This is a genomic window from Priestia sp. MDV22-iso46 (genome assembly GCF_058629175.1).
Genome location: NZ_JBZVWT010000001.1, coordinates 88,121 through 113,686 on the forward strand (window position 1 = coordinate 88,121; position 25,566 = coordinate 113,686).

The 25,566-nt window shown below is 37.5% G+C and carries 23 protein-coding genes; 15 read left to right on the top strand and 8 right to left on the bottom strand.

Annotated elements, in window-relative coordinates; translation table 11 throughout:
* Nucleotides 1-14: 14 nt before the first annotated feature.
* Both AC4NPH_RS00475 and AC4NPH_RS00480 read right to left on the bottom strand, forming a co-directional pair.
* Nucleotides 15-818: a lipid II flippase Amj family protein gene (locus AC4NPH_RS00475; protein WP_013057566.1), complete on the bottom strand. Its 804-nt coding sequence runs from the start codon at nucleotides 816-818 to the stop codon at nucleotides 15-17.
* 108 nt (nucleotides 819-926) lie between these two features.
* Nucleotides 927-1,073 (bottom strand): YuzK family famiily protein, encoded by a 147-nt coding sequence (locus tag AC4NPH_RS00480; RefSeq protein ID WP_014459567.1) that lies wholly within the window; start codon nucleotides 1,071-1,073, stop codon nucleotides 927-929.
* Nucleotides 1,074-1,325: 252 nt separating this feature from the next.
* Here AC4NPH_RS00480 and AC4NPH_RS00485 point away from each other — a divergent pair, with 252 nt between their 5' ends.
* Entirely contained in the window at nucleotides 1,326-1,973 is a 648-nt protein-coding gene (locus tag AC4NPH_RS00485) for a VC0807 family protein (RefSeq protein WP_029322461.1), read from the top strand.
* Between the two features lie 133 nt (nucleotides 1,974-2,106).
* Nucleotides 2,107-2,379, top strand: coding sequence for a hypothetical protein (locus AC4NPH_RS00490; protein WP_223260190.1), 273 nt, complete (start codon nucleotides 2,107-2,109; stop codon nucleotides 2,377-2,379).
* Nucleotides 2,380-2,438: 59 nt separating this feature from the next.
* Here the strand turns inward: AC4NPH_RS00490 and AC4NPH_RS00495 are convergent, their stop codons facing one another.
* Nucleotides 2,439-4,139 carry an L-lactate permease gene (locus AC4NPH_RS00495; protein WP_029322459.1) on the bottom strand — a complete coding sequence of 567 codons (1,701 nt, stop codon included), beginning with the start codon at nucleotides 4,137-4,139 and terminating at the stop codon, nucleotides 2,439-2,441.
* Nucleotides 4,140-4,521: 382 nt separating this feature from the next.
* Between AC4NPH_RS00495 and AC4NPH_RS00500 the strand changes: the two genes are divergently transcribed.
* The 8 genes from AC4NPH_RS00500 (at nucleotide 4,522) to AC4NPH_RS00535 (ending at nucleotide 14,617) form a co-directional block, all read left to right on the top strand.
* Nucleotides 4,522-5,847, top strand: coding sequence for an FAD-binding oxidoreductase (locus tag AC4NPH_RS00500; protein WP_053487400.1), 1,326 nt, complete (start codon nucleotides 4,522-4,524; stop codon nucleotides 5,845-5,847).
* Nucleotides 5,848-7,209, top strand: a complete 1,362-nt coding sequence (locus AC4NPH_RS00505) for a (Fe-S)-binding protein (RefSeq protein WP_097812569.1) — start codon at nucleotides 5,848-5,850, stop codon at nucleotides 7,207-7,209.
* A complete protein-coding gene (locus AC4NPH_RS00510) occupies nucleotides 7,193-8,644 on the top strand; it encodes an FAD-linked oxidase C-terminal domain-containing protein (protein WP_053487399.1) in 1,452 nt (483 codons plus the stop codon). Before AC4NPH_RS00505 ends, AC4NPH_RS00510 begins: the two co-directional genes overlap by 17 nt.
* A gap of 171 nt (nucleotides 8,645-8,815) precedes the next feature.
* On the top strand, nucleotides 8,816-10,993 hold the full coding sequence (locus tag AC4NPH_RS00515) for a malate synthase G (RefSeq protein ID WP_491938529.1): 2,178 nt from the start codon (nucleotides 8,816-8,818) through the stop codon (nucleotides 10,991-10,993).
* Nucleotides 10,994-11,099: 106 nt separating this feature from the next.
* Entirely contained in the window at nucleotides 11,100-11,876 is a 777-nt protein-coding gene (locus tag AC4NPH_RS00520) for a fumarylacetoacetate hydrolase family protein (RefSeq protein ID WP_013057553.1), read from the top strand.
* 51 nt (nucleotides 11,877-11,927) lie between these two features.
* Nucleotides 11,928-12,722 (top strand): IclR family transcriptional regulator, encoded by a 795-nt coding sequence (locus tag AC4NPH_RS00525; protein ID WP_013057552.1) that lies wholly within the window; start codon nucleotides 11,928-11,930, stop codon nucleotides 12,720-12,722.
* A 143-nt stretch (nucleotides 12,723-12,865) separates the two neighbouring features.
* Nucleotides 12,866-14,098 (top strand): aminopeptidase, encoded by a 1,233-nt coding sequence (locus AC4NPH_RS00530; protein ID WP_053487397.1) that lies wholly within the window; start codon nucleotides 12,866-12,868, stop codon nucleotides 14,096-14,098.
* Between the two features lie 273 nt (nucleotides 14,099-14,371).
* Nucleotides 14,372-14,617: a DUF4183 domain-containing protein gene (locus tag AC4NPH_RS00535; protein WP_476643711.1), complete on the top strand. Its 246-nt coding sequence runs from the start codon at nucleotides 14,372-14,374 to the stop codon at nucleotides 14,615-14,617.
* Between the two features lie 56 nt (nucleotides 14,618-14,673).
* On the opposite strand, the gene AC4NPH_RS00540 is transcribed toward AC4NPH_RS00535, so the two are convergent.
* The gene (locus tag AC4NPH_RS00540; protein ID WP_013057550.1) at nucleotides 14,674-14,808 is read right to left on the bottom strand and encodes a hypothetical protein; all 135 of its coding nucleotides are present in this window, start codon (nucleotides 14,806-14,808) and stop codon (nucleotides 14,674-14,676) included.
* An 80-nt stretch (nucleotides 14,809-14,888) separates the two neighbouring features.
* Nucleotides 14,889-15,380 (bottom strand): hypothetical protein, encoded by a 492-nt coding sequence (locus AC4NPH_RS00545; protein ID WP_013057549.1) that lies wholly within the window; start codon nucleotides 15,378-15,380, stop codon nucleotides 14,889-14,891.
* Between the two features lie 405 nt (nucleotides 15,381-15,785).
* On the opposite strand from AC4NPH_RS00545, the gene AC4NPH_RS00550 reads away from it, so the two are divergent.
* The 3 genes from AC4NPH_RS00550 to AC4NPH_RS00560 all read left to right on the top strand — a co-directional run bounded on the left by AC4NPH_RS00550 (nucleotide 15,786) and on the right by AC4NPH_RS00560 (nucleotide 17,986).
* Nucleotides 15,786-16,205, top strand: coding sequence for a hypothetical protein (locus tag AC4NPH_RS00550; RefSeq protein ID WP_013057548.1), 420 nt, complete (start codon nucleotides 15,786-15,788; stop codon nucleotides 16,203-16,205).
* Nucleotides 16,206-16,277: 72 nt separating this feature from the next.
* Nucleotides 16,278-17,279, top strand: coding sequence for a UCP032817 domain-containing protein (locus tag AC4NPH_RS00555; protein WP_061859275.1), 1,002 nt, complete (start codon nucleotides 16,278-16,280; stop codon nucleotides 17,277-17,279).
* A gap of 128 nt (nucleotides 17,280-17,407) precedes the next feature.
* Nucleotides 17,408-17,986, top strand: coding sequence for an HAD-IA family hydrolase (locus AC4NPH_RS00560; protein ID WP_013057546.1), 579 nt, complete (start codon nucleotides 17,408-17,410; stop codon nucleotides 17,984-17,986).
* Nucleotides 17,987-17,988: 2 nt separating this feature from the next.
* On the opposite strand, the gene AC4NPH_RS00565 is transcribed toward AC4NPH_RS00560, so the two are convergent.
* The 3 genes from AC4NPH_RS00565 to AC4NPH_RS00575 form a co-directional block, all read right to left on the bottom strand.
* Nucleotides 17,989-18,585, bottom strand: coding sequence for a mechanosensitive ion channel family protein (locus AC4NPH_RS00565; RefSeq protein ID WP_029322439.1), 597 nt, complete (start codon nucleotides 18,583-18,585; stop codon nucleotides 17,989-17,991).
* An 844-nt stretch (nucleotides 18,586-19,429) separates the two neighbouring features.
* Nucleotides 19,430-20,452 carry a hypothetical protein gene (locus tag AC4NPH_RS00570; RefSeq protein WP_013057544.1) on the bottom strand — a complete coding sequence of 341 codons (1,023 nt, stop codon included), beginning with the start codon at nucleotides 20,450-20,452 and terminating at the stop codon, nucleotides 19,430-19,432.
* Between the two features lie 1,000 nt (nucleotides 20,453-21,452).
* Nucleotides 21,453-22,916 carry a hypothetical protein gene (locus AC4NPH_RS00575; RefSeq protein ID WP_013057542.1) on the bottom strand — a complete coding sequence of 488 codons (1,464 nt, stop codon included), beginning with the start codon at nucleotides 22,914-22,916 and terminating at the stop codon, nucleotides 21,453-21,455.
* Between the two features lie 325 nt (nucleotides 22,917-23,241).
* Here AC4NPH_RS00575 and AC4NPH_RS00580 point away from each other — a divergent pair, with 325 nt between their 5' ends.
* Both AC4NPH_RS00580 and AC4NPH_RS00585 read left to right on the top strand, forming a co-directional pair.
* Nucleotides 23,242-24,123, top strand: a complete 882-nt coding sequence (locus AC4NPH_RS00580; protein WP_013057541.1) for an HAD family hydrolase — start codon at nucleotides 23,242-23,244, stop codon at nucleotides 24,121-24,123.
* Between the two features lie 567 nt (nucleotides 24,124-24,690).
* Nucleotides 24,691-25,515, top strand: coding sequence for a pyruvate, water dikinase regulatory protein (locus AC4NPH_RS00585; protein ID WP_029322432.1), 825 nt, complete (start codon nucleotides 24,691-24,693; stop codon nucleotides 25,513-25,515).
* Nucleotides 25,516-25,566: the final 51 nt, after the last annotated feature.

Below are 25,566 nucleotides of genomic sequence, written 5' to 3' on the forward strand. Positions count from 1 at the left end.
ACGAAGTCTTTTTTCTAAGGGATTAATTTGCAAATCCATGCAATATAAAGAGCAGCGGGGACTAAGAGAATCTGGGCACACACTGTCCCGCACAAACGAGAGATGACGAGTGTACCAACCATTTTGTTCATAGATTGCTTAGTGGATTCACCTTTCATTACCTTTTCAGTTAAAATGGCTACTTGCGGATCTACAAACACAGCAAGGGTAATCATCGCTAGTCCGTTAATAAGGCCAGATGACATCAGAATTGATTTAGAAAGAGTAGGCTCGAGCGTAGAAGCATAAAGAGTGGAAAGAACACCTACTGTATAAATGGTCGTAGCCATTAAATTCAAAAGAAGCAACCGCTTGGGCACTCCGCCTATTCGCAGCTGAGACAGCATAATCCACCTAGGACGCTTCACGTGTTTTTTTGCTTTCTCAAGCGTATGTATGGAAGCAATATTTTTCATCATTTTGGGTACAGATCCCGCTACTTCTAAGTGTGAAATCATTCGAGAGAAGATTGATACAAAGCTAGGAATTAAAAGAGCACCTGCGATTGTCCCAATAGAGGCCGCGAGCAAGATAGTTTGAAGCTGATGAAGCAGAACGGGCAAATCTTCTTTAGACTGAACCGCATCTCCTAATTTGCCGGTCAGCGGAGCTTGCACCATATTAGCTGTTCTTGAAACAATGACAATGATATTAAAAAGAGATAGAGCCACGACTAGCTTCCGAGTTTTCAAGCCCGCAAGTCTCACAGAGTAGGCTAGTGTTTCAATCATATGAATAATTCCTACAAATACACAAATAATAAGTAATTTTTCTATCATAATAAGCAAGTTCCTTTCTTTGATACACGCACTTCCTTATTATGTATAAATTTGGTTCATTTGTAAATAAAAAGCCGCTTGCTACTCTTGGTAGCAAGCGGCTTTTTATTATCGATGCTGGTTAATATCACGCAGTATATCTTTGCTAGCCTGATAATCTTTTTCTCGTTCTTTCTCCACTTGTAGACGTTTGTCTAGTTTACGGCTATATTCAGCATACCCCACGCCGTGAGAAAGCTGCATGGCCTTTTCCATTTCTGACGTGTACGTTAGGTGAAGTGCGATAATGAATCAATCCTTTCAGCATTTTTCACTTGTGGCACATGTATTGCTGCTCAAGTGTTTGGATGTTTATGATTCTTGAAGTCTTTCTAGAAATCGTTTTCCCTGTCGCTCTGGATCTAAACATCAAATGATTAAAATTTCATAACATTCCAGGTAAAAGCCTTTTTTTCTTGCGTAGTATCCCATATAATAGCAGGAACAACGTTTTTAAAGGAGTTATATATGAACAATACAAAACGAGTATGGTTTGATTTGCTTTTTTATATCGCTATTCCTTACCTAATATGGAACCAAGGAAAAGACATTATTGGTGATTACTATGCCATTTTGCTTTCAACAGCACCAGCGTTTGTGTATACCATTTATACATTTATTAAAGATCGCCAGTTTAACGTAACAGGATTGTTTATTGTCATTACGCTACTGGCACGTACCATTATTGATTTAATTTCAGGAAACGCAGCAACGATGTTAAACAATCAAGTATACTTTATGATTGGACTGGCTGTAGTTGTCCTTTTTACCATTGTGATAAAAAAGCCAATTGGTTTGTACTTTTTTGTAGATACGGCTTACTTAATGGGCTATAAGCGAGAAGACTCTCTAAAACTCTTCCACCAGCCTGATTTATTCAAAATGATGAACTGGCTTACAGTACTGTTCGCAGGTCGCTACGTATTTTTAGCAATTGTAAAATACGTATTGATTCAAAAGTACGGAGTAGAAGGGTACGGGAACATGATTGTATTCCGTCAGGCCGTTACGTGGGCATTCTCCATTTTAATTGCTGTCTACACGTATTTTATCTATAAAAAAATTCAAGATAAAACAGGGATTGATAATCCAATGAATCCAAATGTAAATGAATAAAAAAGAAGCGTGCGTTTAACTAACGTACGCTTTTTTGTTACAAAACAGTGAACAGTGCTCGAAACACTAACATCTCATTTAAAATTAATAGTAAAATAACGCTATTAAAAACGGGATGAAAGTAGGTCAAGAAATGAAACTATTATTAGCATGTCAAAAGCAGCCTTATCGGATTTTAGAAATGATTATGGTGTTTTTCACTTTAATTTTTGTTGTACTGTCGTTTTTCGATTACCGTCAGCTGTTTTTTCTTGTGTTTACCCTTGGAATTGTATTTGCTATTCGAGCGTTTGAAATGCAAGAAGGAGAGAAAAAGACTCAAGGAAACATCTGGCTGCTTGTTGGTGTTGTGATGATTTTGCTAGATATAGTTTTATTTGTTGTATATGCCATTAATCGATCTTAAATAAAAGAAAAAAAGCTTCCGTTCAGAGGGGTACCTCTAGATACGGAAGCTTTTTTTGTTTAAGGAATCATCCACGATAATACATTAGATTGTAAAAATGTTAATACGCAGACAATCAGCAGTAAAAATAAGCTGTGCTTCACCGTGAAACGAAACAAATCGGACTCTTTTCCCGCCAACCCAACCGCAGCACAGGCAACGGCGATGGACTGCGGTGAAATCATTTTACCGGTTACTCCACCAGAAGAGTTTGCTGCAAGCGCAAGAAGCGGGTCCATTCCAATAGACGTAGCCGTGATTTTTTGCAAGTTGCCGAATAATAAGTTGGCTGAAGTATCTGATCCTGTAATAAAAACACCGAGCCAGCCGAGTACAGGAGAGAAAAAGGGAAATAACGCGCCTGTTTTAGCTAACAGCAGTCCTAAGGTTGTACTCATTCCAGACGCATTTGTCACGTAAGCAAATGCCACAACGGACATAATGGTAAGCAGTGGCAGCGCTAATTCTTTGCACGTCTCGTTAAACGTAATGAACCAGTCTTTCCAAGAGATGTTGACGATAAATTTTGTGACAACAGCAGACAACAGGATAGCTGTGCCCGCAGCGCCTAGTAATTCTAACTTATACACTGCCGCAATCGGTTCTCCATTTCCATTTAAAATTAAATTATTTAACCAAGGTACTTCTGGCATAAACGTTAAATAATGTCCGATGGAATTGATAGCGCTCAAAAAAGCGTTAGCTCCTTCATAATGTCCTGTCAAAGCGGTTTTAATTTGAGGAATTCCCCATATAGAAATAAAGATCGTTAAAATTAAAAAAGGTGACCACGCCTTTGCAATTTGAGCCCCCGTGAATGCGGGTTGATCTTGAGTTTCTCTTGGCTCAGCTGAAGCGGAAGCTACTTCATGTGCTGCTTTTTCAGATTGAAAGCGAAACGTTGTTTTCGGTTTCCAGAATTTTAAGAAAATAGCGAGTGCAAAAAGTGAAACGAGTGCCGATAAAATATCGGGAAGTTCAGGTCCTAAAAAGTTAGAGCTGACAAACTGGGTAAGGGCAAAAGAGACGCCGGATACTAGAATAGCAGGGAGTACTTCTAATGTTTTCTTAAATCCTGCCATTACAAAAACCAAATACAGCGGAATAAATACAGAAATAAAAGGAAGCTGGCGGCCTACCATTTTAGAGATTTCCATTGCCGCTACTCCAGTAGGACCTTCCATAGCCGTGATAGGAATACCGATTGCACCAAAAGCAACAGGTGCTGTGTTTGCTAATAAACATAAGCCAGCGGCATATAGTGGATTAAATCCTAAACCTACCAGCAGAGCTGCTGAAATAGCAACAGGTGCGCCGAAACCAGCGGCCCCTTCAAGAAAAGCCCCAAACGAAAAAGCAACCAACAAAGCTTGAAGTCTGCGATCTTCTGTAATAGATACGACAGAGGTACGAATAATATCAAACTGACCGGTTTTTACGGTTAGTTTGTAAAGAAAAACGGACGTAATGATAATCCATCCAATCGGCAGTATACCGTATACGGCTCCTTGACTGGCTGACATAAAAGCCATGCTAGCCGGCATTTTATAAGCAAGTATTGCAACGGCAAGTGCGACCAGTAAAGTTGTAACTCCAGCCATATAACCTTTCATTCGTTTAATAGCCAGAGCCCAAAAGAAGTAAAGAATAGGAATCAAAGCGATTAATGAAGACCAAATGACGCTGTTTCCTACAGGAGTGAACTGCTGTGTCCATGTCATAACTAACACCTCATTTTCAAATTAGTGAACTATAAATTTAGTAAAACGAAACCATTAAAACTACGATGATAAGGTCATCTGACGACTTATGTAAAAATGAATTCGCTTACATTATATTCTAATCCTTTTATGATAGGCAAGTACTAAAAGAAACTTTTTTTCAAAAGAACGGACATTTTTTTGTTGATAAGAAGAAAATACTGGTTGAAAATCCCAAGAATAGGTGATTTAATGATTGTAAGCGCTTAAAATATATCTTTTCATCTATTCTACTAATTATCCTTCTTATTAATCTACTACTTTCAGTCGTATTACACATGGCACTTCTTTATGTTATTAGTGAAACGTTGTTTGCTATTACAAAACGAGAGGAGTCAATTTATTGAGTACGTTAGAGCTTCCAGGTCATTTAAAATCCATTTTATCTCATCCTTCCACACTTGAAGAACAGCATATGAATCAATTCCTTGGAAATAACGGAGCGCTTCGTGTTAAGCCAACTTCAGAACAAGAAATAGCAGCCGTTTTAAAGTATGCGACGGAACACGGAAAAAAAGTCGTCATTGAAGGGAGTGGTACAAAAAAGGGATTTGGCGGACTTATAGATACAGCAGACCTTTTGCTTTCGCTGACTGAATACAGCGGAATTGTTGAACATACAGTAGGTGATATGACGGTTACTGTAAAAGCTGGTACGCCGTTTGGAGAGCTGCAAACGTATTTAAAAACGCACAATCAGCAAGTTTCACTTGATCCAGCTCTAGGAGACTACGCTACAATCGGCGGAGTTATAGCAGCGAATGAAAGTGGTCCAAAGCGCTTGTCTTATGGATCAGCTCGAGATGCAGTAATCGGTATGAGAGTCGTATATTCAGATGGAACCATTGTTCGTTCAGGGGGAAAAGTCGTCAAGAACGTGGCTGGTTATGATATGAATAAGCTGTTTATTGGTTCAATGGGAACGCTCGGCGTTATATCCGAAATAACGTTAAAGCTGCGTCCGCTGCCTAAGTATCAAAGCATTGTCTTTATTTCTTTTTCAACAGGCAATATCGAAGAAATTCATGCGTTTGTTAGCAAAGTCTTAGATTCAATTATAGAGCCCGTTGCTTTGGAATTATTAAATCCCTCTCTAGCTGAAGATGTAATAGGGCAGCATCTGTTTACGCTTGTGATCAGCTTTGAAGACGTGGAAAGTTCCGTACATTATCAAGAGAATTATATCAAAAGCATTCAGCCTGCTGATACAATTTTAAAAATACTGCAGGAAAAAGAAGCCGAGGTATTTTGGGGGTTTTTTAGTAACATTAGTCCAAATGGTGCACGTTGTTCTTCAGAAGAAGAAACGGAAGCCACTTTAAAAGTCGGCGTACCAAATATGAATGTACTGGATGTGATAACTAAAAGTACGGTGTTAAAAACGTCCCGTCCAATGCTGATAAAAGCACATGGAGGAGTTGGACATGGTCTTTGTTCGATCTACATAAAAGGCTCAGAAGATGCCATTCTTTCCGTTATTACTTCATTTACTGAAACTGCTAAAACGTACGGAGGATATGTGGTCGTTAAACATTTGCCTTTTATACTGCGCCAAAAAGTAAATGTATGGGGAGAAGAACCTTCTCATTTTCCGTTACTAGCAGGAATTAAAGCAAAGATGGACGCTAAAAACGTGCTTAACTATAAACGATTTATAGGAGGAATCTAAGTGAATTCAGCGAAAGCGGATATCAAAGATGCTCCATGTCAAAGCGTTAGCAATTATTTGTGGAAAGACGCGCCAGACGAAAAAAAATGGGCGGATTGTGTACACTGCGGAATGTGCTTGGAGTCTTGTCCTACTTATGAAATAACGGGGCAAGAACAGCATTCACCAAGAGGACGCGTGCACCTTATCAAATCGGTAGCAGAAGGGAAAATAAGCGTGAATGAGCAGTTTACAGACCCTGTGTTTTCCTGTTTGGACTGCCGTGCCTGTACAACTGCTTGCCCTGCAAATGTAGACGTTGGCGGACTCATTGAAGAAGCTCGCGGCCAAATTCGTCAGGCGATGCCTTTGACCGGCTGGAAAGGGATGATCAGCAAATTTTTTCTTAAGGAACTTTTTCCTCATTCCCACCGCTTGGAAGCTGCAGGAAGCTTATTAAAGCTGTATCAAAAAAGCGGAATGCAGAAAATGGTGCGCACAACAGGCATGTTAAATATGATGCCAACACATCTAACAGAAATGGAATATGTAATGCCTAAGATTACCCGTTCTGTTCGGAAAAAATATAAAAAGAAACGCGTTCTAAAAGCAAAAGCAGAAAAAAAAGCAGAAGTTGCTTTTTTAACTGGCTGCATCATGGACGTCATGTTCAGTGATATTAATGAAGCGACTCTTAATGTATTAAGAAGAAACGGAAACGACGTTGTTATTCCTCAGTCTCAGACTTGCTGTGGTGCTTTGCACGTTCATGCAGGAGACAGAGACATGGGAAGGAAGCTTGCAAAAAAAAATATAGAGGCGTTTCAACATGCGGACACGATTATTGTAAACGCTGCGGGATGCGGCTGCATGTTAAAAGAGTATCCTGAACTGTTTAGAGAAGAAGAGCAAGAGTGGCTTGAAAAAGCCGAAGTCTTTGCTGAAAAAGTCCAGGATATTTCAAAATACCTTCACAATACGGGATATCGCCCTCCGCAGACAAAGCTGAATACGCGCATTACGTATCACGACGCTTGCCATTTAGCTCATGGCCAAGGAGTTAGAGAAGAACCAAGAGATATTTTACTCTCTATTCCCGGAGTTGAAATGGTTCATATGGCTAATGCCGACCGGTGCTGTGGAAGCGCAGGAATTTATAATTTAACAAACCCTGATATGGCGGGAGCTGTGCTTCAAAGTAAAATGGAACATGTGCCTCATGACGTAGAAATGATTTCAATGGGAAACCCGGGATGCATGCTGCAGATGGCAGTAGGAGTAAAAAAATATGGACGAAGTCAACAAATTGTTCACACGGTACAGCTTTTGGAGTGGGCCTATCAAAAAGAAGAGGAGGAAGCGCATCGTGTTGAAGAAAAATAGAATAAAAGATCTTCACGTAAAAAATCTTTCTCAGCTAGTAGACCCTCATTCTATTTTGCATCATAAAGAAGATTTGCTTGCGTACGACTGCGATGGGTTTACCATTCACAGACACTTGCCTAAAGCGGTGGTATTTCCTCAAAATACAAAAGAAGTTTCTAGTATTGTTAAATACTGCAATGAAAACGATTTGCCCTTTCTTGCAAGAGGAGCAGGCACAGGGCTGAGCGGGGGAGCGATTCCTCTTAATAATGAGGTGGTTATTAGTTTAGTGAAAATGAAGCGCCTTCTTAGCGTCGACTATGAAAACAGACGTGCCGTTGTAGAGCCGGGATTTATTAATCTTAGATTAACCAATTCAATCTCTGAAAAAGGATATTATTATGCACCGGATCCTTCGAGTCAGTATTGCTGCACAATTGGTGGAAATGTAGCGGAAAATGCAGGAGGGGCACACTGTCTTAAATATGGGGTAACTACCAACCATATTTTAGGGTTAGAGGTGGTGCTTCCAAATGGAGATGTAATTGAGCTTGGCAAGCAAGGTATTCCAGACGAACCGGGGTATGATCTATTAGGACTTTTAACAGGATCAGAAGGGACGTTAGGAATCGTTACAAAAATTACGGTACGCATTTTGAAAAACCCCGAAGCAAAACAAACGGTTCTTGCCTATTTCGACCGCGTAGAAGACGGCAGCCAAGCGGTATCAGACATTATATCAGCCGGCATTGTGCCTGCTGCGCTTGAAATGATGGATAAAACCGCCATTGAAGGAGTGGAAGCTGCTGCGTTTCCAGTCGGACACCCTAGAGATATTGAAGCTCTTTTATTAATTGAAGTAGACGGCATTTCAGCTGGTATCAAAGAGCAAATCCTTCGTATTTTAGACGTATGTAAAAAACAAAACGTACGGGAAGTGAAAGTAGCTGAAAGTGAAGAAGAGCGCGCGAGGTGGTGGGCAAATCGTAAGACAGGATTTGGAGCGATGGGAGCTATATCCCCTGACTATCTCGTACAAGACGGCGTTATTCCAAGAAGTAAACTGCCTCAAGTGCTGAAGCAAATTAACAAAATTAGCGAAGAATCTGGCCTTCGCATTGCCAATATTTTTCACGCCGGAGATGGGAACTTGCATCCGCTTGTATTATTTGATGCTAGAAAGCCCGGGGAAACTGAAAAAGCACTCGACGCCGGAAGCGCATGTTTGCAAGTATGTGCAGAAGCAGGAGGAACGATTACCGGCGAACACGGCGTGGGCATTGAAAAAAAAGAAGAAATGCGATTTGTTTTCAATGAAGATGAAATTCAAGCACAAACGAATATACGAGAAGTATTTAATCCTAAAAATCTATTAAATGCAGGAAAGCTGTTTCCAAGTCCGAGCCGCTGCGCTGAAGTCAAAAAAGAAATGAAAAAAATAGAATATTTTTAGAAAATTCTTGAAAATATATTCGCTCGATGATATGATTTTTTTAACAAAAATAAAACGCTGTTTCGTAATAAGAAACAGTACCGCATATGTTCGTCTTAATCATTTTGGCAAAAAGAAATGAAAGCGCGTCCAAATTTAAAAATGTAAAAGAGTAAGAGGAGGAAACAGACGGTGACAAACTACAAACAAGTTGGAAATCTAAAAGTAGCTCCAGTTCTCTATCAATTTATCAATGAGGAAGCTCTTCCGGGCAGCGGCCTAAGTACAGAAAATTTTTGGTCTGATTTTGAAGCGTTAGTAACCGAGTTAACACCCGTAAATAAACGTTTGTTAGAAAAGCGTGATCAGCTGCAAGCTCAAATTAATGCGTGGCATCAAGAAAATCCTGACGGTGACTTTAACGAATACAAATCGTTTTTAACGAGAATTGGCTATTTAGAAGACAAGACAGAAGATTTCCTTATTGGTACAGAAGGAGTAGACAGCGAAATTGCCTATCAGGCAGGACCGCAGCTTGTTGTACCTGTAAATAATGCCCGGTATGCTATTAACGCTGCTAATGCACGTTGGGGAAGTCTCTATGATGCTCTTTACGGCACTGATGCAATCAGTGAAGAAAATGGAGCTTCGCGCACGAGTTCTTATAATCCAATTCGAGGAGAAAAAGTTATTGCGTTTGCGAAGAATTTTCTTGATGAAGTTGTTCCGCTCGTTCAGTCTTCTCATGCGGAAGTGGTTCAGTACAGCCTTGAAAATGGAAAGCTTGTCGCTCAATTAAACGATGGCAGTTTAACCGAATTACAGGAAGAAGAGAAATTTGTAGGGTATCAAGGGGAAGAAGAAAGCCCTGATGCTCTTTTATTCAAAAACAACGGGCTGCATTTTGAAGTTCAAATTGATCGTACGGATTCGATTGGTAAAACAGACGATGCGGGTGTAAAAGATATTTTAATGGAAGCAGCTCTTACGACGATTATGGACTGTGAAGATTCAGTAGCGGCAGTAGACGCAGAAGATAAAGTAGATGTTTACCGCAACTGGCTGGGATTAATGAAAGGTGATTTGACGTCTACTTTTAAAAAAGGAAGTCAAAAAATAACAAGGCGTTTAAATCCAGACCGTACCTATATTTCTCCCGGCAAGAAAAAGATTTCACTGTCTGGCCGTTCGCTTATGTTTGTTCGAAACGTTGGGCATTTAATGACAAACAGCGCTGTTTTAGATCGAAATGGCAACGAAATCTATGAAGGTATTTTAGACAGCGTGATTACTAGTTTAATTGCCAAACACACCTTGCTTAAAAACGGCACGTATCAAAATTCTAAAAAGAGCTCTATCTATATCGTTAAACCGAAAATGCACGGCTCCAAAGAAGTGGCTTTTGCCAACACGTTATTTAATTCAATTGAAGATATGCTAGGGCTTGAGCGTCATACGATTAAAATTGGCGTAATGGACGAAGAGCGCCGCACGACGCTTAATTTAAAAGCGTGTATCAAAGAAGTAAAAGACCGAGTGGCTTTTATTAATACTGGATTCTTGGATCGAACAGGTGACGAAATTCATACCTCAATGGAAGCGGGCGCTGTTATCCGTAAAAATGATATGAAAGCGTCTAGATGGCTTCAAGGCTACGAGCAGTCTAATGTAAATGTAGGATTAGCAAGCGGATTCCAAGGCCGCGCTCAAATCGGAAAAGGAATGTGGGCAATGCCGGATATGATGGCGGAAATGCTTAAACAAAAAGTGGGGCATTTAAAAGCAGGAGCGAATACGGCATGGGTACCTTCACCAACAGCAGCAACGCTTCATGCTCTTCACTATCATCAAATTGATGTAAGAGATGTTCAAAACGAATTGCTTACTCAGTCTACTGATTTACAAGATGACATTTTGCAAATTCCTGTGGCAGAAAAACCAAATTGGAGCAAAGATGAAATTCAGCAGGAGCTCGACAACAATGCTCAAGGAATACTTGGGTATGTAGTGAGATGGGTCGACCAAGGAGTAGGGTGCTCAAAAGTACCGGATATTAATAATGTAGGGCTAATGGAAGACCGGGCAACGCTTCGTATTTCCAGTCAGCACGTAGCTAACTGGCTTCATCATGGAATTTGTACAAAAGAACAAGTAACGGAAACGCTAAAGCGAATGGCAAAAGTAGTGGATCAACAAAATGAAAATGATCCTCTGTATCAGCCAATGGCATCGAACTACAGCACATCCATTGCTTTTCAGGCAGCCTGCGATTTAGTATTTCAAGGCTATGATCAGCCAAACGGTTATACGGAGCCAATTTTACACCGTCGCCGTATCGAAGCAAAGGCAAAAGCAGCTATAAAACAGTAAAAAAACGGCCTGTCAGCATAGAGATGGCAGGCTGTACTTGCATCTCAAGAATCTGACTATCTACTATCCTTATTAAAATCAAGCAAATGGAAAAAGGAGTTATGTCATGAAATTTGTAAGGTTCGCTGTACAAGATAGCCGTCATACAGGTGTACTAAAAGAGGATACGATCAGCGTCATTAAAGGAAATATATTTGAGAAATGGGACTATACAGGACAGACTTTTTCACTGAGTGAAGTAAGGCTTTTGGCTCCTTTAGAGCCGATTCAAATTATTGGAATAGGTGCAAATTATGCAGCCGCGAAGTCGGAGCTGCCAAGAGAACTGCCTTCTATTCCTGTCTTCTTTTTTAAGCCCGTATCCTCTGTGATTGGTCCAAACGAAGACATTGTCATTCCAACTGCGATTAAGCACGTCAAGTTTGAGTCTGAGCTTGCAGTTATTATTGGAAAAGAAGCAAAGAACATCGCAAAAGAAGACGTGCTGGACTATATATTTGGGTATACAATTGGAAACGATGTAACGGCTCCGGATTATTTTCATGAAGACGGGCACTGGACCATTGGAAAATCCTTTGATTCATTTACGCCTCTTGGCCCTGTAATCGAAACGGAGCTTGATTTTAAATCCATTCATGTAAAAGCGTTTTTAAATGGCGTTGAAAAACAAAACAGCTCGACAGATTTAATGATTATTTCCGTTGAGCAAATGATTGCTTACCTTTCTACTGTTATGACCCTTAAGCCGGGAGATGTGGTTTTAACAGGAAGTCCGGTCGGCGCGGAGCTGGTGAGCGCAAACGATGTCATTGAATGCACCATCCGAGAAATTGGAACCCTCCAAAATCCGTTTGTTGCAGAGAAAGAACGCGTAAACGTATAAGAGTGATAAAAAATGCCCGGCAGTAACACGACACATAAAGGAGAGAGAAAAATGGAGAGAGAAAACATGGTGAAGTCTGTAAGCCGGGCGTTGGATATCGTCACAATTGTCAGCATGGAAAGAGAAGGGGTAGGCGTCACAGAAATTGCAAAGCAAATGGACATCAATAAAAGCTCCGTATACCGTATTCTAACTACTCTTGCTCAGTACGGCTATATTGAACAAGATCAAGAAACCGGGCGGTACAAGCTTGGGTATAAGTTTTTAGAAGTAAGTTCAAAACTTTTAGATTCTATTGATCTACGAACGGAAGCAAAGCCGTTTTTGCAAGAACTTGAAAGTGAAACAAATGAAGTTATTCATCTTGTTGTCTACGATCAAGGTGAAGTAGTGTATATTGAAAAATTAGAAGGCAATCAGACGCTGCGCATGCATTCAAAAGTGGGGAAAAGAGCCCCTATGCACTGTACGTCTGTCGGTAAAGCTATTCTAGCTTTTTTACCGCTTAACACGGTAACAAGCATTCTTGAAAGAAAAGGCTTACCAGCTCATACCGATCACACCATTACAGATGAAGAAAGCTTTCTTCGAGAACTTTCAGAAGTAAAACAAAAAGGATATGCGCTGGATTTAGAAGAAAATGAATATGGAATTACCTGCATCGCAGCGCCTATTTTTGATCACCTTGGTCAAGTCGTTGCCGCAGTCAGCATTTCCGGTGCTACTATGCGTATGACAAATGAGCGATTAACGTATCTTCAAGAACGCATGGTTGATATAGGTAAGAACATTTCGGAGCGGCTCGGCTACAAAACTGAATCTGTGAAAGACAAAAGTTTGTTCTGATTCTTAGAGAACAAACTTTTGCTATATAATAATCTGTAAAATAACGTAATTATATTATGTAAACTATAGGCTAGGATTTTTAATTGATGTTTTATTCATGATACAATAAAGTCGTTAGAATATATACGTAAAGGAGATAAATTATGGAACAGTTTGAGCGCAATATTGAAAAGTACGCCGAGCTAGCTGTAAAAGTCGGTGTAAACATTCAAAAAGGGCAAGTATTAAACATTAATGCCGATATTTCTTCCGCTGATTTTGTTCGTGAAATTGCGAAAAAAGCGTACGAAGCCGGAGCAAAGTCTGTTGATGTAGACTGGCATGACGATCATTTAGTTCGTTTGAAATATGAAAAAGCGGATGAATCTGTATTTAATGAATTTCCTGCTTGGAAAGCTCAAGCAAGAGAAGAGCTTGTGAAAAACGGAGGCGCTGTTTTATCTGTAATTTCAAGCGGTCCTGACTTACTAAAAGGAGTAGACGGCAAACGTATTGCTGCGTTCCAAAAAGTAAGCGGAAAAGCAATGAAAAAATTCCGTGAAGCGATCCAATCCGATAAAATCAGCTGGTCCATCGTAGCTGTTCCTTCAAAAGACTGGGCAGCTAAAGTATTTCCTGACGTTCCAGAAGAACAGCAGCAAGAAAAACTGTGGGAAGCTATTTTTAAATCTGTGCGCGTAGACCAAGAAGATCCAGTGGCCGCATGGGAAGAGCACAACGCTTCATTACATACAAAAGTAGACATTTTAAATGAAAAGAGATTTGCTAAGCTTCACTATAAAGCGCCAGGAACAGATTTAACAATTGAGCTTCCTGACAAACATATTTGGGTTGGCGCAGGCAGTGTTAATGAAGACGGTAACTCGTTCATGGCCAATATGCCAACAGAAGAAGTATTTACACTTCCAAAGAAAGACGGCGTAAACGGTCAAGTAACAAGCACAAAACCGCTTAGCTACGCAGGAAACTTAATTGAAAACTTCACGCTAACATTTGAAAACGGAAAAATTGTTGATGTAAATGCAGAAGAAGGCGAAGAAACGTTAAAGCACCTAATTGAAACAGATGAAGGTGCCAAATACTTAGGAGAAGTAGCCTTAGTACCGCATCAATCGCCAATTTCTCAGTCAAACATCATTTTCTACAACACGCTGTTTGACGAAAATGCATCCAATCACTTAGCTATCGGCAGCTCGTATTCCTTCTGTTTAGAAGGCGGAAAAACGATGTCTAAAGAAGAGCTATCACAAAACGGAGCAAACGACAGCATCACGCACGTTGACTTCATGATCGGCTCAGCTGAAATGGACATCGACGGCATCAAAGCTGACGGTACAAGCGAGCCTGTGTTTAGAAAAGGGAACTGGGCGTTTTGAATTAAATAAATAACAATAATAAAAGCTTCTGCGCTACGTCCCCAGAAGCTTTTATTGTGACCACTAAATTTCTGTAAAACTGAGATTTATATATCTTACACGCCATTACGCTTTAAAACAAAACGATAGCATAATCTTCACTTTATTACTTTTAAGTTTGTACATCTGTATCAGAATCAGGCGCAAAGTTTGTAACTTTTAATACTATAGGAGAACCAACCAAAATGGTAGATCCAGCAGGAATTCAGGTATATATTTCCGAAAAAAGTTCGCATCTTTGAATACTATACGGTAGCCGGAGGCAGCAAGCGCATCTTTACAGATCAAAATGCATTAAAAGAATACGGCACTCAGCATATATTGGATCCTGAGAGCTACTCATATAGTAATCTATTCATAAACGGTGTGTTACAGCCTTCCTCCAATTACAGCGTCCAAAAAGGACTTCTTATCATTAACACAGAGGATATTCCTTTAGAAAAATCACCCGTGATTTTACAAATGATTAAAGTAATCTAACTTTCAACCACAAAATGCGAAGTACACATGCCTGCACATAAAAAACAAGGTGAACGTTAGTCAGTTCCACCTTGCTGTGATTCTTCTTTTTTAACCGGAGAGTCACGCTTGAACATGTGATAGTAGGTAAACCCTAAGCATAGAGCGCCGGCGATTGAACAAAAATATTGCAAAAAACGGACAAAATCCATTGGAATGACCTCCCATTTTCAGTTTCGCTTCTAGTATGTACAGGGAAGTGAAATAATATGTGAAAAAGGGAGGTTTTCTCTTATAGTTCGTATGGTTCTTGAAGAGTAAGGTAAGGCTGCAGATCTTCAAGACCAAGACGCTTATTTAATTGTCTTTTCATTAAATCGTACTGGTAGATGAGGTGAAATTGATTTTTTTTCGGTGTTTCACAGCGAATGTATGTTTCTTGCCCGTTCTTGTCTGTGAAATGAATGGTTAATTCACCGAAATAGCGTTGAACAGGAGCTCCGTGAAGGCCTTTTTCATTTTTGACAACCTTTGAAAATTCTGCTCGTTGAATACGGTTAAATGGAATAATAGCTACTTGATTGATAACAAGACGCTGATCGTACATGTCAATTTTAGATATGGAAATTTGATTAATTCCTTCTGCAAATTTAACATGTCCGTTTACAGAAACAAGCGGTTTGCGATCCTCAGGATCAACAGCGCCTTGAGGTCGCTTAATGACGTAGAAGCTAGCTACGCCAAGTGCTACGACACCAACTACAACAATAAGTGCAAACATCATTTTGCATTCCACCTCCTGAATAGATGTGTAATCTGAATTTAACAGCAAGCTGTTTCAGTTGCCATATTGCCTCAACAATGAGGGTAGAGAAAAGCAGTTCGGCAGTTCATTACAAGTATATACATACGTTCGACAATATGGTGTGATATTCCTTCTTATTATGACTTTTTTACGACAAAATGGGCAAAACTCTTTTCGAAAATGAAGCGAATCAGTTACAATTTAAGGATAAGGTACCAAATTTCTTTTCTATCTCAAAAAAGTGCAGAAAAGCGTAAAAAATTCTAGGTACTTTCTCATATTTTTACTATTTTTATAGAATTTATCCCAATTTCTAATCCTTTATCGTGTATAATCTCTTGTGTGCAGCATGATATACATAAAGGTGTAAGGAGGCACAGTTCATTGTCTTTATCAGCAAAAAAGATATTATTATTAGTTTTAGTAGTTATATGTTTAGTGTTAGTTGTGATGCAATTCATAAATCGATCAGCAGAGCCGACTTCCGAACAGGCCCAAGAAACACTGAGTAAGCTTCCTGAACAAGAAACCGTTAAAGAAAAAGCAAAGGGCGACGAGGAAGCGCACAAATATCGAGTGTATTATATTACTATTGAAAAAATCGAAAATGGTACATACAGCGGAACAACAAAAGAAGGAACGGGCATTAAATTTTCCGATAAAAATTTAAATGAACCGATTCCAAGCAATTTGAAAAAAGGGGATATCGTTAAAGCATACTTTGATCTTGAATATAGCACAAAAGGTCTAGTCAAAGTAGAAAAGGTAGACGAGATGCCCGATGATGACGAGAGCTCAAGTTAATTGAGCTCTTTTTTTGTATTTTATGAATGTGGTAAAATATTGAATATATAGACGCGGTATAGGGGGAAGAAGATGATAGCAGCAATTATAGTAGGAGCGGTAATTCTTTTAGCTTTGATTATTAAAGGGATTGGAAAGCCAAGGGGATTTCGCTTGTATAAAGAGGAGCTTCCAGATGAGCTCGGAATACATAAAGGTAATGGTTTTGAAGATATTGTTCATTCACTAGAAGATTCGTTACCGAAAGCCTATGTTCAACAGGTGAAACAGCGTATGAAAGGGCGAAATACAAAAGCCGATGAAGTAGAATGGACGTTTTTTGAGATGAAGCGCTACTTTTTATTAAATGCAGTTATCAAAGACGTACCTATGTTTAGTGCAAAAGTAGATGAAGTGTGGCACGAAATGATCATGTTTACAGTGGATTATGAGCGTTTTACAGACCGTTTTTTTGACCGTTTTTTGCATCACCAGCCAAATGTAGACACTACGCCATCACCACAGCCGGATAAGCGCGCCTTCTTTGATTGGATGTATGCTCATTTGTTTGACATAACGGGCAACAGCCGACTGCTTTGGGGGAAATTTTTTCAGCATCCGCTTGATAAAAGTACGCTTCAAGATTTTCAAAGATTGTCAGAAGATGAATTGCTAGATCGCTATTTTTTAAGAAACGGCAAATGGGAAGAACAGCAGAGACATTTGATTCAAGCGTTAAAAGAAGAAATTAAGGATGCAAAAAAACGAATGAAATCGGGAGGATCTTCGTACTTTAAAAAAGCATTAAAAAAAGGGAATGTATCAAACGAACTTCTTTTTCAAGGCTTTGTTTTTTATTCACTTTACGAAGCTACCGACTTTTCAAGACATATGAATGAACTGCTGCTATACAAAAAGACAATCTATGCGGGAGATACAGCCTCGTACAGCGGCTATAGCTGTTCAAGCCCATGGGAAGACAATCGCCACCATCATCACCACGATGGAGGGCATCACCATCATGACAGCGGCAGCAGCTGTTCGAGTTCAAACTGCAGCAGCTCAAGCTGTGGGAGTGGATGCAGCAGCAGTTAATAAAGTAAAAAAACTCGTATAAAACGAGTTTTTTTACTTTAAATGCAACGACGACAAAATGGTTCACTGACAAGCAATGAAAAATTTGGTATAATCGTTACGTTTTTAAAAAAGGAGAGACAGCGAAAATGAATATTTTATGGGACTTTGATGGAACCATCTTTGATACCTATCCAACGATTGTAAAAGCATTCAAAGAATTACTAACAGATCAAACGATTTCAGAAGGCGATATTTTAAAACAAATGAAGATATCTTCTGACGTAGCAATTAAGCACTTCGATATTGAAAAGTCTTTGTTTGATAAACACTTCCATGTGCTCGAACAGAAAATCAATCCTAAAGATAAGCCTGCTTTTCCTCACGTAGAAGACGTACTGAGCTTTGCGGATACAAATGTAATTGTTACGCATAAATCTAGACAGTCTACTCTTGATATTCTTGCATTTTTTAATATGGAGCACTATTTTACGGAGATCATTACAAAAGATGATGGCTACAAACGAAAGCCTGATAGCGGCGCTTATGCATATCTTCACGATAAGTATCAGCTCGATTTAGTGATTGGAGATCGCGAGCTTGATCTAAAACCTGCCCGTGAACTGGGAATCAAAACATGTGCATTTCAAAATGACGACATTGAAGCAGATTATCACCTTACATCATACGATCAATTTTTTACAACTGTCGTAAATAAAAACTCGTGAAGCTATTCTTCACGAGTTTTTATTTGTTCAGGCTTATGTACTTCGGGAATTTCACCGAGCGTATAGTTCGCTACTTTTGTAATGTTACTATTAGCAAAAAAGTAAAACTCTCCGTCAACTCCGCGAATTTTTGTCGTGCGCAATCCAATTTCTTCAACAGTTCCTTTCGTATCATTTATGGATACGTGATCTCCTACTGAGAATTGATCTTCAAACAGAATAAAAAAGCCGTTTAAAATATCTTTAATCAAATTCTGTGCACCTAAGCCTGTAATAAATCCTGCTACGCTAATACCAGCTAAAAGTGCTTTCATATTAATTCCGATTGCTTCTAAAGACGTAATAAGTACAATAAAATACACGACGTACATGACAATGCTCAGACAAAGCTTTTTCAGCGTTATTTCTTTACGTTCGTTGTACCTCAGCAGCTTAGTTTTAAATCTGAAATCAAAGATTTTATTAATTACACTACGAGCAAACCGGATGACAATTTGAGCAATAATAAAAATCAAGATAATCTTTATGATTACTTCACTAATGTCAATCCACTTGCCGGTATTAAATAAAGTTTGCTGCACCCAATGTATGTCTTTCATGAATAAGTCCCTTTCTTGCTTTATAAAATTTTCTCTACTGAATAGTATAATTTATTTTGGAAAATATACTACTAGAATTTATTAAGAAGTGTTTGAACAATTGTTTTATTTTAATTTATTTGTATTTGGTATACGTAATGAAAACTCCTTATTTTAGAAAAAGTGAAAATCCTCAGGTATAGATATTTTTAAAACATTTCTTTATACAAATATTAAATAAAACCTTATAGCAGAGATTAGTATAGATATTATTAACAAACATTATATACAGATATTAAAGAGAGGAAAAACCTCTAAAAACCCAATGGTATCAAGGGTTAGAGAGGAAATAGCTTTTCAATAAATAACTGTGTGGAAAATAGACCTTTTTTGTGAACAGCATCCTTTAGCTAAAGGATGTTTTTTTATAACAACAGATATGGAAACCATTTTATTTACTATGTTTTTTCTTCTGCAATAGATGGATTTTAAAACCAATGGTATGAAGGTTGCTGTTAAAAGTATGAATTATTTCCACTGTGGATAAAAGTAGTCATGTTAAAGAGTAAATGACCTGGAAATCATCGTTAATAAAAAAGTAAAAGGGATGTTTTTATTAACAAGGAGGATGATATAACAGTCATTGAATATGTTTTCTTTCTTTTGTGGATAAGTATGAAGGTGTTTTTTTAGTAATATTCCGTAGTTGTACACAAGAAATATCATTTATTTGAACTCATTACGTTTATATAGATAGGATAATGGAATTGGATAGCTGCAAAAATGGGTGCTTGTTTGCGCTATTTGTATCAAAAAGAGAAGAGAAGGGAGATAAAACAAAAAAAAGGCATGCCAAATAAGCCCCTTATGAAGCTGTAAGTTCAGCAGGGACTTGATCTTGAAGATTTTTTGAAAGCTCTTTTCGAATGAGCGTACGGATTTTTCCACCGTAATTTTCAACGACTTGAGCATCATGGCTGAAGAAGGCCTGTTCAATCAGAGAATAAAGGGCAGACTTCACTCGTTCAATACCATATTCAAAAGAAAGCTGAACCAAATCAGCGATGTCTTCGTTTTGGAATGAAGACATAACAATTCCTGTAGAATCTGTGCTGTGTCCAGATAATTTTACAAAAGTCTCTTCAATAGTACGTCGAATCGCCGCATCGTATTGATCTTTCTTTTCTTGTTTTGACATCTTGCCATTTTTAGCTCCGTCTTTTAAAACAAAGAAAATAGTAGATCCTTGGACAACGGTTTTAAATGCGCTCGTCTGCGTTTCAGCTATTTTTTGCATCATACCTTTGTAGTGAGTATATTTCGGTGTAAAAATTTTATAGTCATTAAAGCTAATTTTTGAAGTGTTTTCTCCAGGATTAAACTGACGCTTAATCGTATCGTTGTCATAAACCAATTCTTTGCGAAGCTCTAAGCGAAGGGCATTTACATTTTCAATTAGAATAAGTTCTTCAAAGCGAGTATATTCTAATTCCATAAACCCAAAGCCGTGTTCTTCAAAATATTGAGGATAGGGAACAATACAAATATTGATTCCTTTGCCGCTGCGAGAATAGGAAATTAATTCTGTTTCTGCTAATACTACATTGTTGTTGCGAACTGTTCGAACTGTACAATTCAACGCGGCTGCAATCTCTTTTTCAGAAACATCACAAATAATACCTCTTTCATCAACGTGAAGGAAGTGATAAAAAATTAATTGTGAAATTTGAGATTTAGATAAACGGTGATGTTCTGCCACTGTTTTGATTGTAGGGTTCCCATGAGCGTCTAGGTCCATGTGATCTTCAATATCTTTATATTTTTCTACGGTGCTAGACAATTGGCGAATAATTTGTTTTCCAATTTTCGCAAATTCTTTTTTTATCATGAGAATCCCTCCAATCTATTTCATATCAACAATAATTTATTAGGGTAAAATAACAAAGAATACCTTGTGAAAATTATATCAATAAGAAATAGAATCGCAAACGAACGAGTAGTACGCTAAAAACGGCAAAAGGTTCAAAGAATGCTGTCATATCAAGGGGTTCAGCGTATAGGTTTTTTAGTACGACAAAAACGGCAAAAGCAAGCAAGCGCCGGTAGAACAGTGTTTGTTACGATCAGTAAAAATCAAAAAAAACTTTATGCGTTTTAGTACGACAAAAACGGCAAAAGGCTTAGTATAGTACGCCAAAAATAGCAAAAGTGAAAAGTGGTACGCTAAAAACAGCAAAAGTCATCTTAATTCACCTAAAAAAAGGTAAAAAAATCACTTCTCTGATCGTTGTAAATAACACAATGAATTTTATTAGTACGTCAAAAATGGCAAAAGCTATTTTTAGTACGTGAAAAACGTCAAAAACGACGTAGTAGTACGACAAAAATAGCAAAAATTTTCGTTTGGTACGTAAAAAATGGCAAAAGCTTTATATATGCTGCGAAAAAAATAAAAAATGGGGTTTGAAAAGGCAATAACAAAGGGAAAAGCAATGTTTAGTACGCAGAAAACGGCAAAAGTAATGAAGGAGTACGTCAAAAACGGCAAAAGTAATGAAAGAGTACGTCAAAAACGGCAAAAGGTAGGATTGTTTTACGGAAAAAGAGAATAATTAACAATTAATAAGTGATTACTGGTAAATAAAATGAATTTAGTACGTCAAAAATGGCAAAAGAATCAGAGTGGTACGTCAAAAACAGCAAAAGGTAGTAATTAGTACGCTAAAAACGGCAAAAGAAGCGAAAAGGTACGTAAAAAACGGCAAAAGCTTCTGGTTAGTACGTTAAAAATGACAAAACTTCCAAACTATGAAATAAAAATAGTGGGATATTTTGTATCTATAAGCTGAAAGTGGAAAAATATTAAATAAAAAAAGGAAGGGAACAATTTACCCTTCCAATGTTTCTCTATGTTCTCCTCCAAAATAGTCTTGAATTTCATAATTTTGAAGAGGAATAAAAGAGATTTCAAATCCTTGAAGTTTTTGCTGATAACTTTGAATCAGCACTTGATTGCTGACAAACTCTGCTAGAGATTCATTAATTAATTTTAGATTGACATCAATTTTCTTTGAACGAAAACGAACTTTTGAAGCAAAATATTGATACGGGTAAAAATGGGTGTAAGACTTCTCTTGTAAATAACAATCTAATCGCTCTTTTTGAAATGCATACAGCAGCAAAGAAGACAGCGAATTATCTTTAAACTTTTTAATAACGTCACTGTAAATTTGTACAAACTGCTGATTTAAAAAGCCTTGATGCGTATCGTCGCTAAATACGATGGTTGCATATCGTCTGCCAGTTACTTCATCGGTTTCAATAACAGCTTTTTGGAAGAAGTTTATCGCAAATTTTGTATCTCTGGAATTTTTCTTCTTCGCTACACCTTCTACGTGGTATCTGGCAATTTTCATAATGCGGGCTTCAACCGCTTCATAGTTTTTTACACCTTTTGAATTATAAATTTCTTTAACGATATCCGCTAAATCAAGAGTCACCGTCTTTTCTTTATAAAACATCTCGTCGCGCTGTGAAAGAGCAAACTGGATAATTTGAGAATCTTTTGGATCTAAAACCATATTTCGTTTGGAAAGAACGGTTTGATTATCATTGACAGGGATAATGGTGCGAATGAAATATTCTTCATCAACTTTATAGTCATTATATAAAACGACTTCTTGGGAGTTTGTTTTAACTTCCATATTGGTTTTAAGAGAGTGACTTTCATTTGAGAAGATAGGGGCCTCTACCCACGAATTCAATCGTTTATCAATCCAGTTACTCAAATTTCCATTGTATTTTTCTAATATGATTTCAGCAATTAAAAAAGTAAAGTCTGTGTGAAATGCTTTCTCTATTTGATAATTCATCTTTGAATCTAAATAAGGAAAATCGGTAATGTTTGTTTTTTTACTTTTAGCCCATGCCTCTACTTCTTTTAACTTTATCTTTAAAATATCTTCAGGTTTTTCCACGCCAAACAGCTTTTTTAAGTGTTCGGTATCCACTTTTTTATCCATCACTTTTTTGGCCAATTCAATGTCTTCAAAAATAGGATTAGGCTTTTGGGCTTTAATATCTTTTTTTAACGTTTGTAGCCAGTTTTTCTTATTCGATTGTCTTCTTTTGTAGGCTGGATTTCTTATTTCCTTAGGATTTATTAATTTATTCTCTAAAACAAACGTATCTTGCAATATATTTAAAATGTAGTCTTCTATAAAATCTTTTTCATTCGAAAAAAACGAATGAGAATCATATAAAAAGTCTATGCACTTTGATTTGATATTGTCATCGATCGCATCGCTGATTTGTTTAATAAGGTAAGGAGAAAAATTGGATGGTTCGTTCATGTTGACCTCCTCTGTATGTATTTAATCTGTAACAGTCTTATTATATCTTTTTTGAACGATACTCTAAAGGCTAAAAGGAAAATTCGTTTTTATGAATGCTGTTTTATATCAAATTAGCCTAGCTGGCTATTAGTATATAAAGGCTTATTGCAAATATAAAATTCTTTCTTTATAGCGCTTGTACAATATAAGTACGTACTTTAGATGTAAGGAGAGTATTATAGTAGTTTTATAAAAGAGAAAAGCAAAGTACATTCATTGAGTTTGAAAATGGAAAAGTTTATACTTGCCAAGTACACTCTTTTTACAAATAGGGGGAATAAATATGTTGTTAAAACCTAAAGCAATTTTTTTAGATATGGACGGTACGATATTAAATCGCTCCAACAAAGTAAGTATTCAAACAAAAGAAATCATTGACGAATTACGAAAACAGGGAATTTTTGTTTTTATTGCTACGGGAAGAGCGTTTGATGAAATAGAAGAGTTAGTTCCTGAAGGCTTTCAAGTGGATGGATTTATCACGTCAAATGGCATGGCAGGATACGTAGGAAAAGAATCAGTCTTTCAGCACTCGCTTTCGCTCCAGTTGGTGGAAACTATTATTGAAAAAGCAAGAGCGAACAAGGTATACTACGAGCTTTTCCCATATGGCACACCTCGAGTGACGTTAAAACAAGATCAGTCCTATGTGGAAAATGAAATTAGAGAGCCAAAGCCAGACAGTGTGGAAATTAACGAATGGCTTTCTCGTAAACAAGCGATTAAAGAAGAAATTGACTGGAAAGATTCCGTAGAAGGAAGCGAATTTTCAAAGTTCTATTTCTTTGCAAGAACGCACGAGCATATCGATAAATGGAAAGAGGAGCTTGAAGAACTTAAAAAAGAAATCGACTTTACAACTTCTACTTCATCTAAACACAATGTTGAAGTGATGGTGGCAAACGTAAATAAAGCAACGGGAATTCAGCAAATGCTAAAACATTTTAATTTGCCCGAGCAAGACATTCTAGCGATTGGCGACAGTAACAATGATTTACCAATGTTTCAGTTTGCCAGCTATGCCGTAGCGATGAAAAATGCGCCGGATCATATTAAAGAAATTGTCGATGACGTAACGGAATTTAACTGTGACGAAAACGGCGTATCTCATTATCTTTCTAAATTTTTATTGCAAAAATCTGCTAGAATTAATCCCGTTTTATAAAAATTAATCTATTTCACGACAATGCATTATAACCAACTATTCAAAACATCGTCTTTTAGGCGGTGTTTTTAGTATACAGAAAGTGAAAAGTAAACCGTTCATTATTTTTAGTTATAGCACTCTTAGCTAAAAAGAATAGATAAGAATAAATCTTCTATAATTTAAAAATCATGTTATAAACAACATAATTATACAACTATCCTCGTACCTATCCCTACAAAACGCCTCTCAACCCTGATGAGTGCCACCATGCCAAAGCATAAAACATTTTAAAATCTAAACTTTTTCTTTCTTCAAACTTTTTATAAAATGCGGAGAAAAGGGATTGTATCTCCGTATATTTAATGCTAATATAACATTTAATGAAAATAGTATAACATATTTAATTTTATTTCATAATTAGTATGACACAAATTCTGAATTTAATCGTTTTGTTAAAGTGTTTATAATCACAGTGACCAGCATATTTATCTATTCATTACTATTAAATTGTGTATCTTGTAAGCTGCTAAATAAAAAATACTAGTGTTATTAAACTATTAAAATCAAAGAATAGGAAGATTTAATGTGAATAAAAGAAAAATTGTCTATATAGTTTCCGACTCAGTAGGTGAAACGGCTGAGCTGATGGTAAAAGCAGTTTTAACTCAATTTAGTGGAGAAGATATTGAAATTCAAAATACTTCTTACGTAGAAGATGAGGGAAATATTGATAATATCATTGCTGAAGCAAGGTGTAACCAGGCCATCATTGCGTATACTATCGTCATCCCACCTTTAAAACAGTATCTTGACCAAAAGGCACAAGAAGAAGGAATTGTAGCTATTGATTTAATGACCCCTCTTATGAGTGCCTTTAGCCAAACCTTTAATAAGGAACCTAATCTTCAACCGAGATTAACGAGAAAGTTAGACGATAACTATTTTCGAAGAGTAGAAGCAGTTGAATTCGCTGTTAAATATGATGATGGACAAGACTTCAGAGGTATCAAGCGAGCTGATCTAGTGTTGATTGGTGTTTCGAGAACATCTAAGACGCCACTTTCTATGTATTTAGCTCATAAGAGTCTTAAAGTAGCGAATATACCGTTAGTTCCAGAAGTGACGCCTCCTGATGAACTTTTTACTATTCCGAAAAATAAATGTATTGGTTTAGTTATTACACCGGATAAGCTCAATGAAATCCGAAAAGAACGATTAAAAAATTTAGGTTTAGCGTCTCAAGCCAATTATGCCAATGTAGATCGAATCCTTGAAGAGCTGGACTATGCTGAGAAAATTATGAAGCGCATTGGCTGTCCTATTGTTAATGTCTCAGGTAAAGCAGTTGAAGAAACCGCTGAAGTGATATTGAGCATGTTAAAAAAGGACAAGATGAAAGGGTATGTATAAAAACTCCCATTATGTAAGACAGATAACTTGTCAGACATACTTAATCTATAG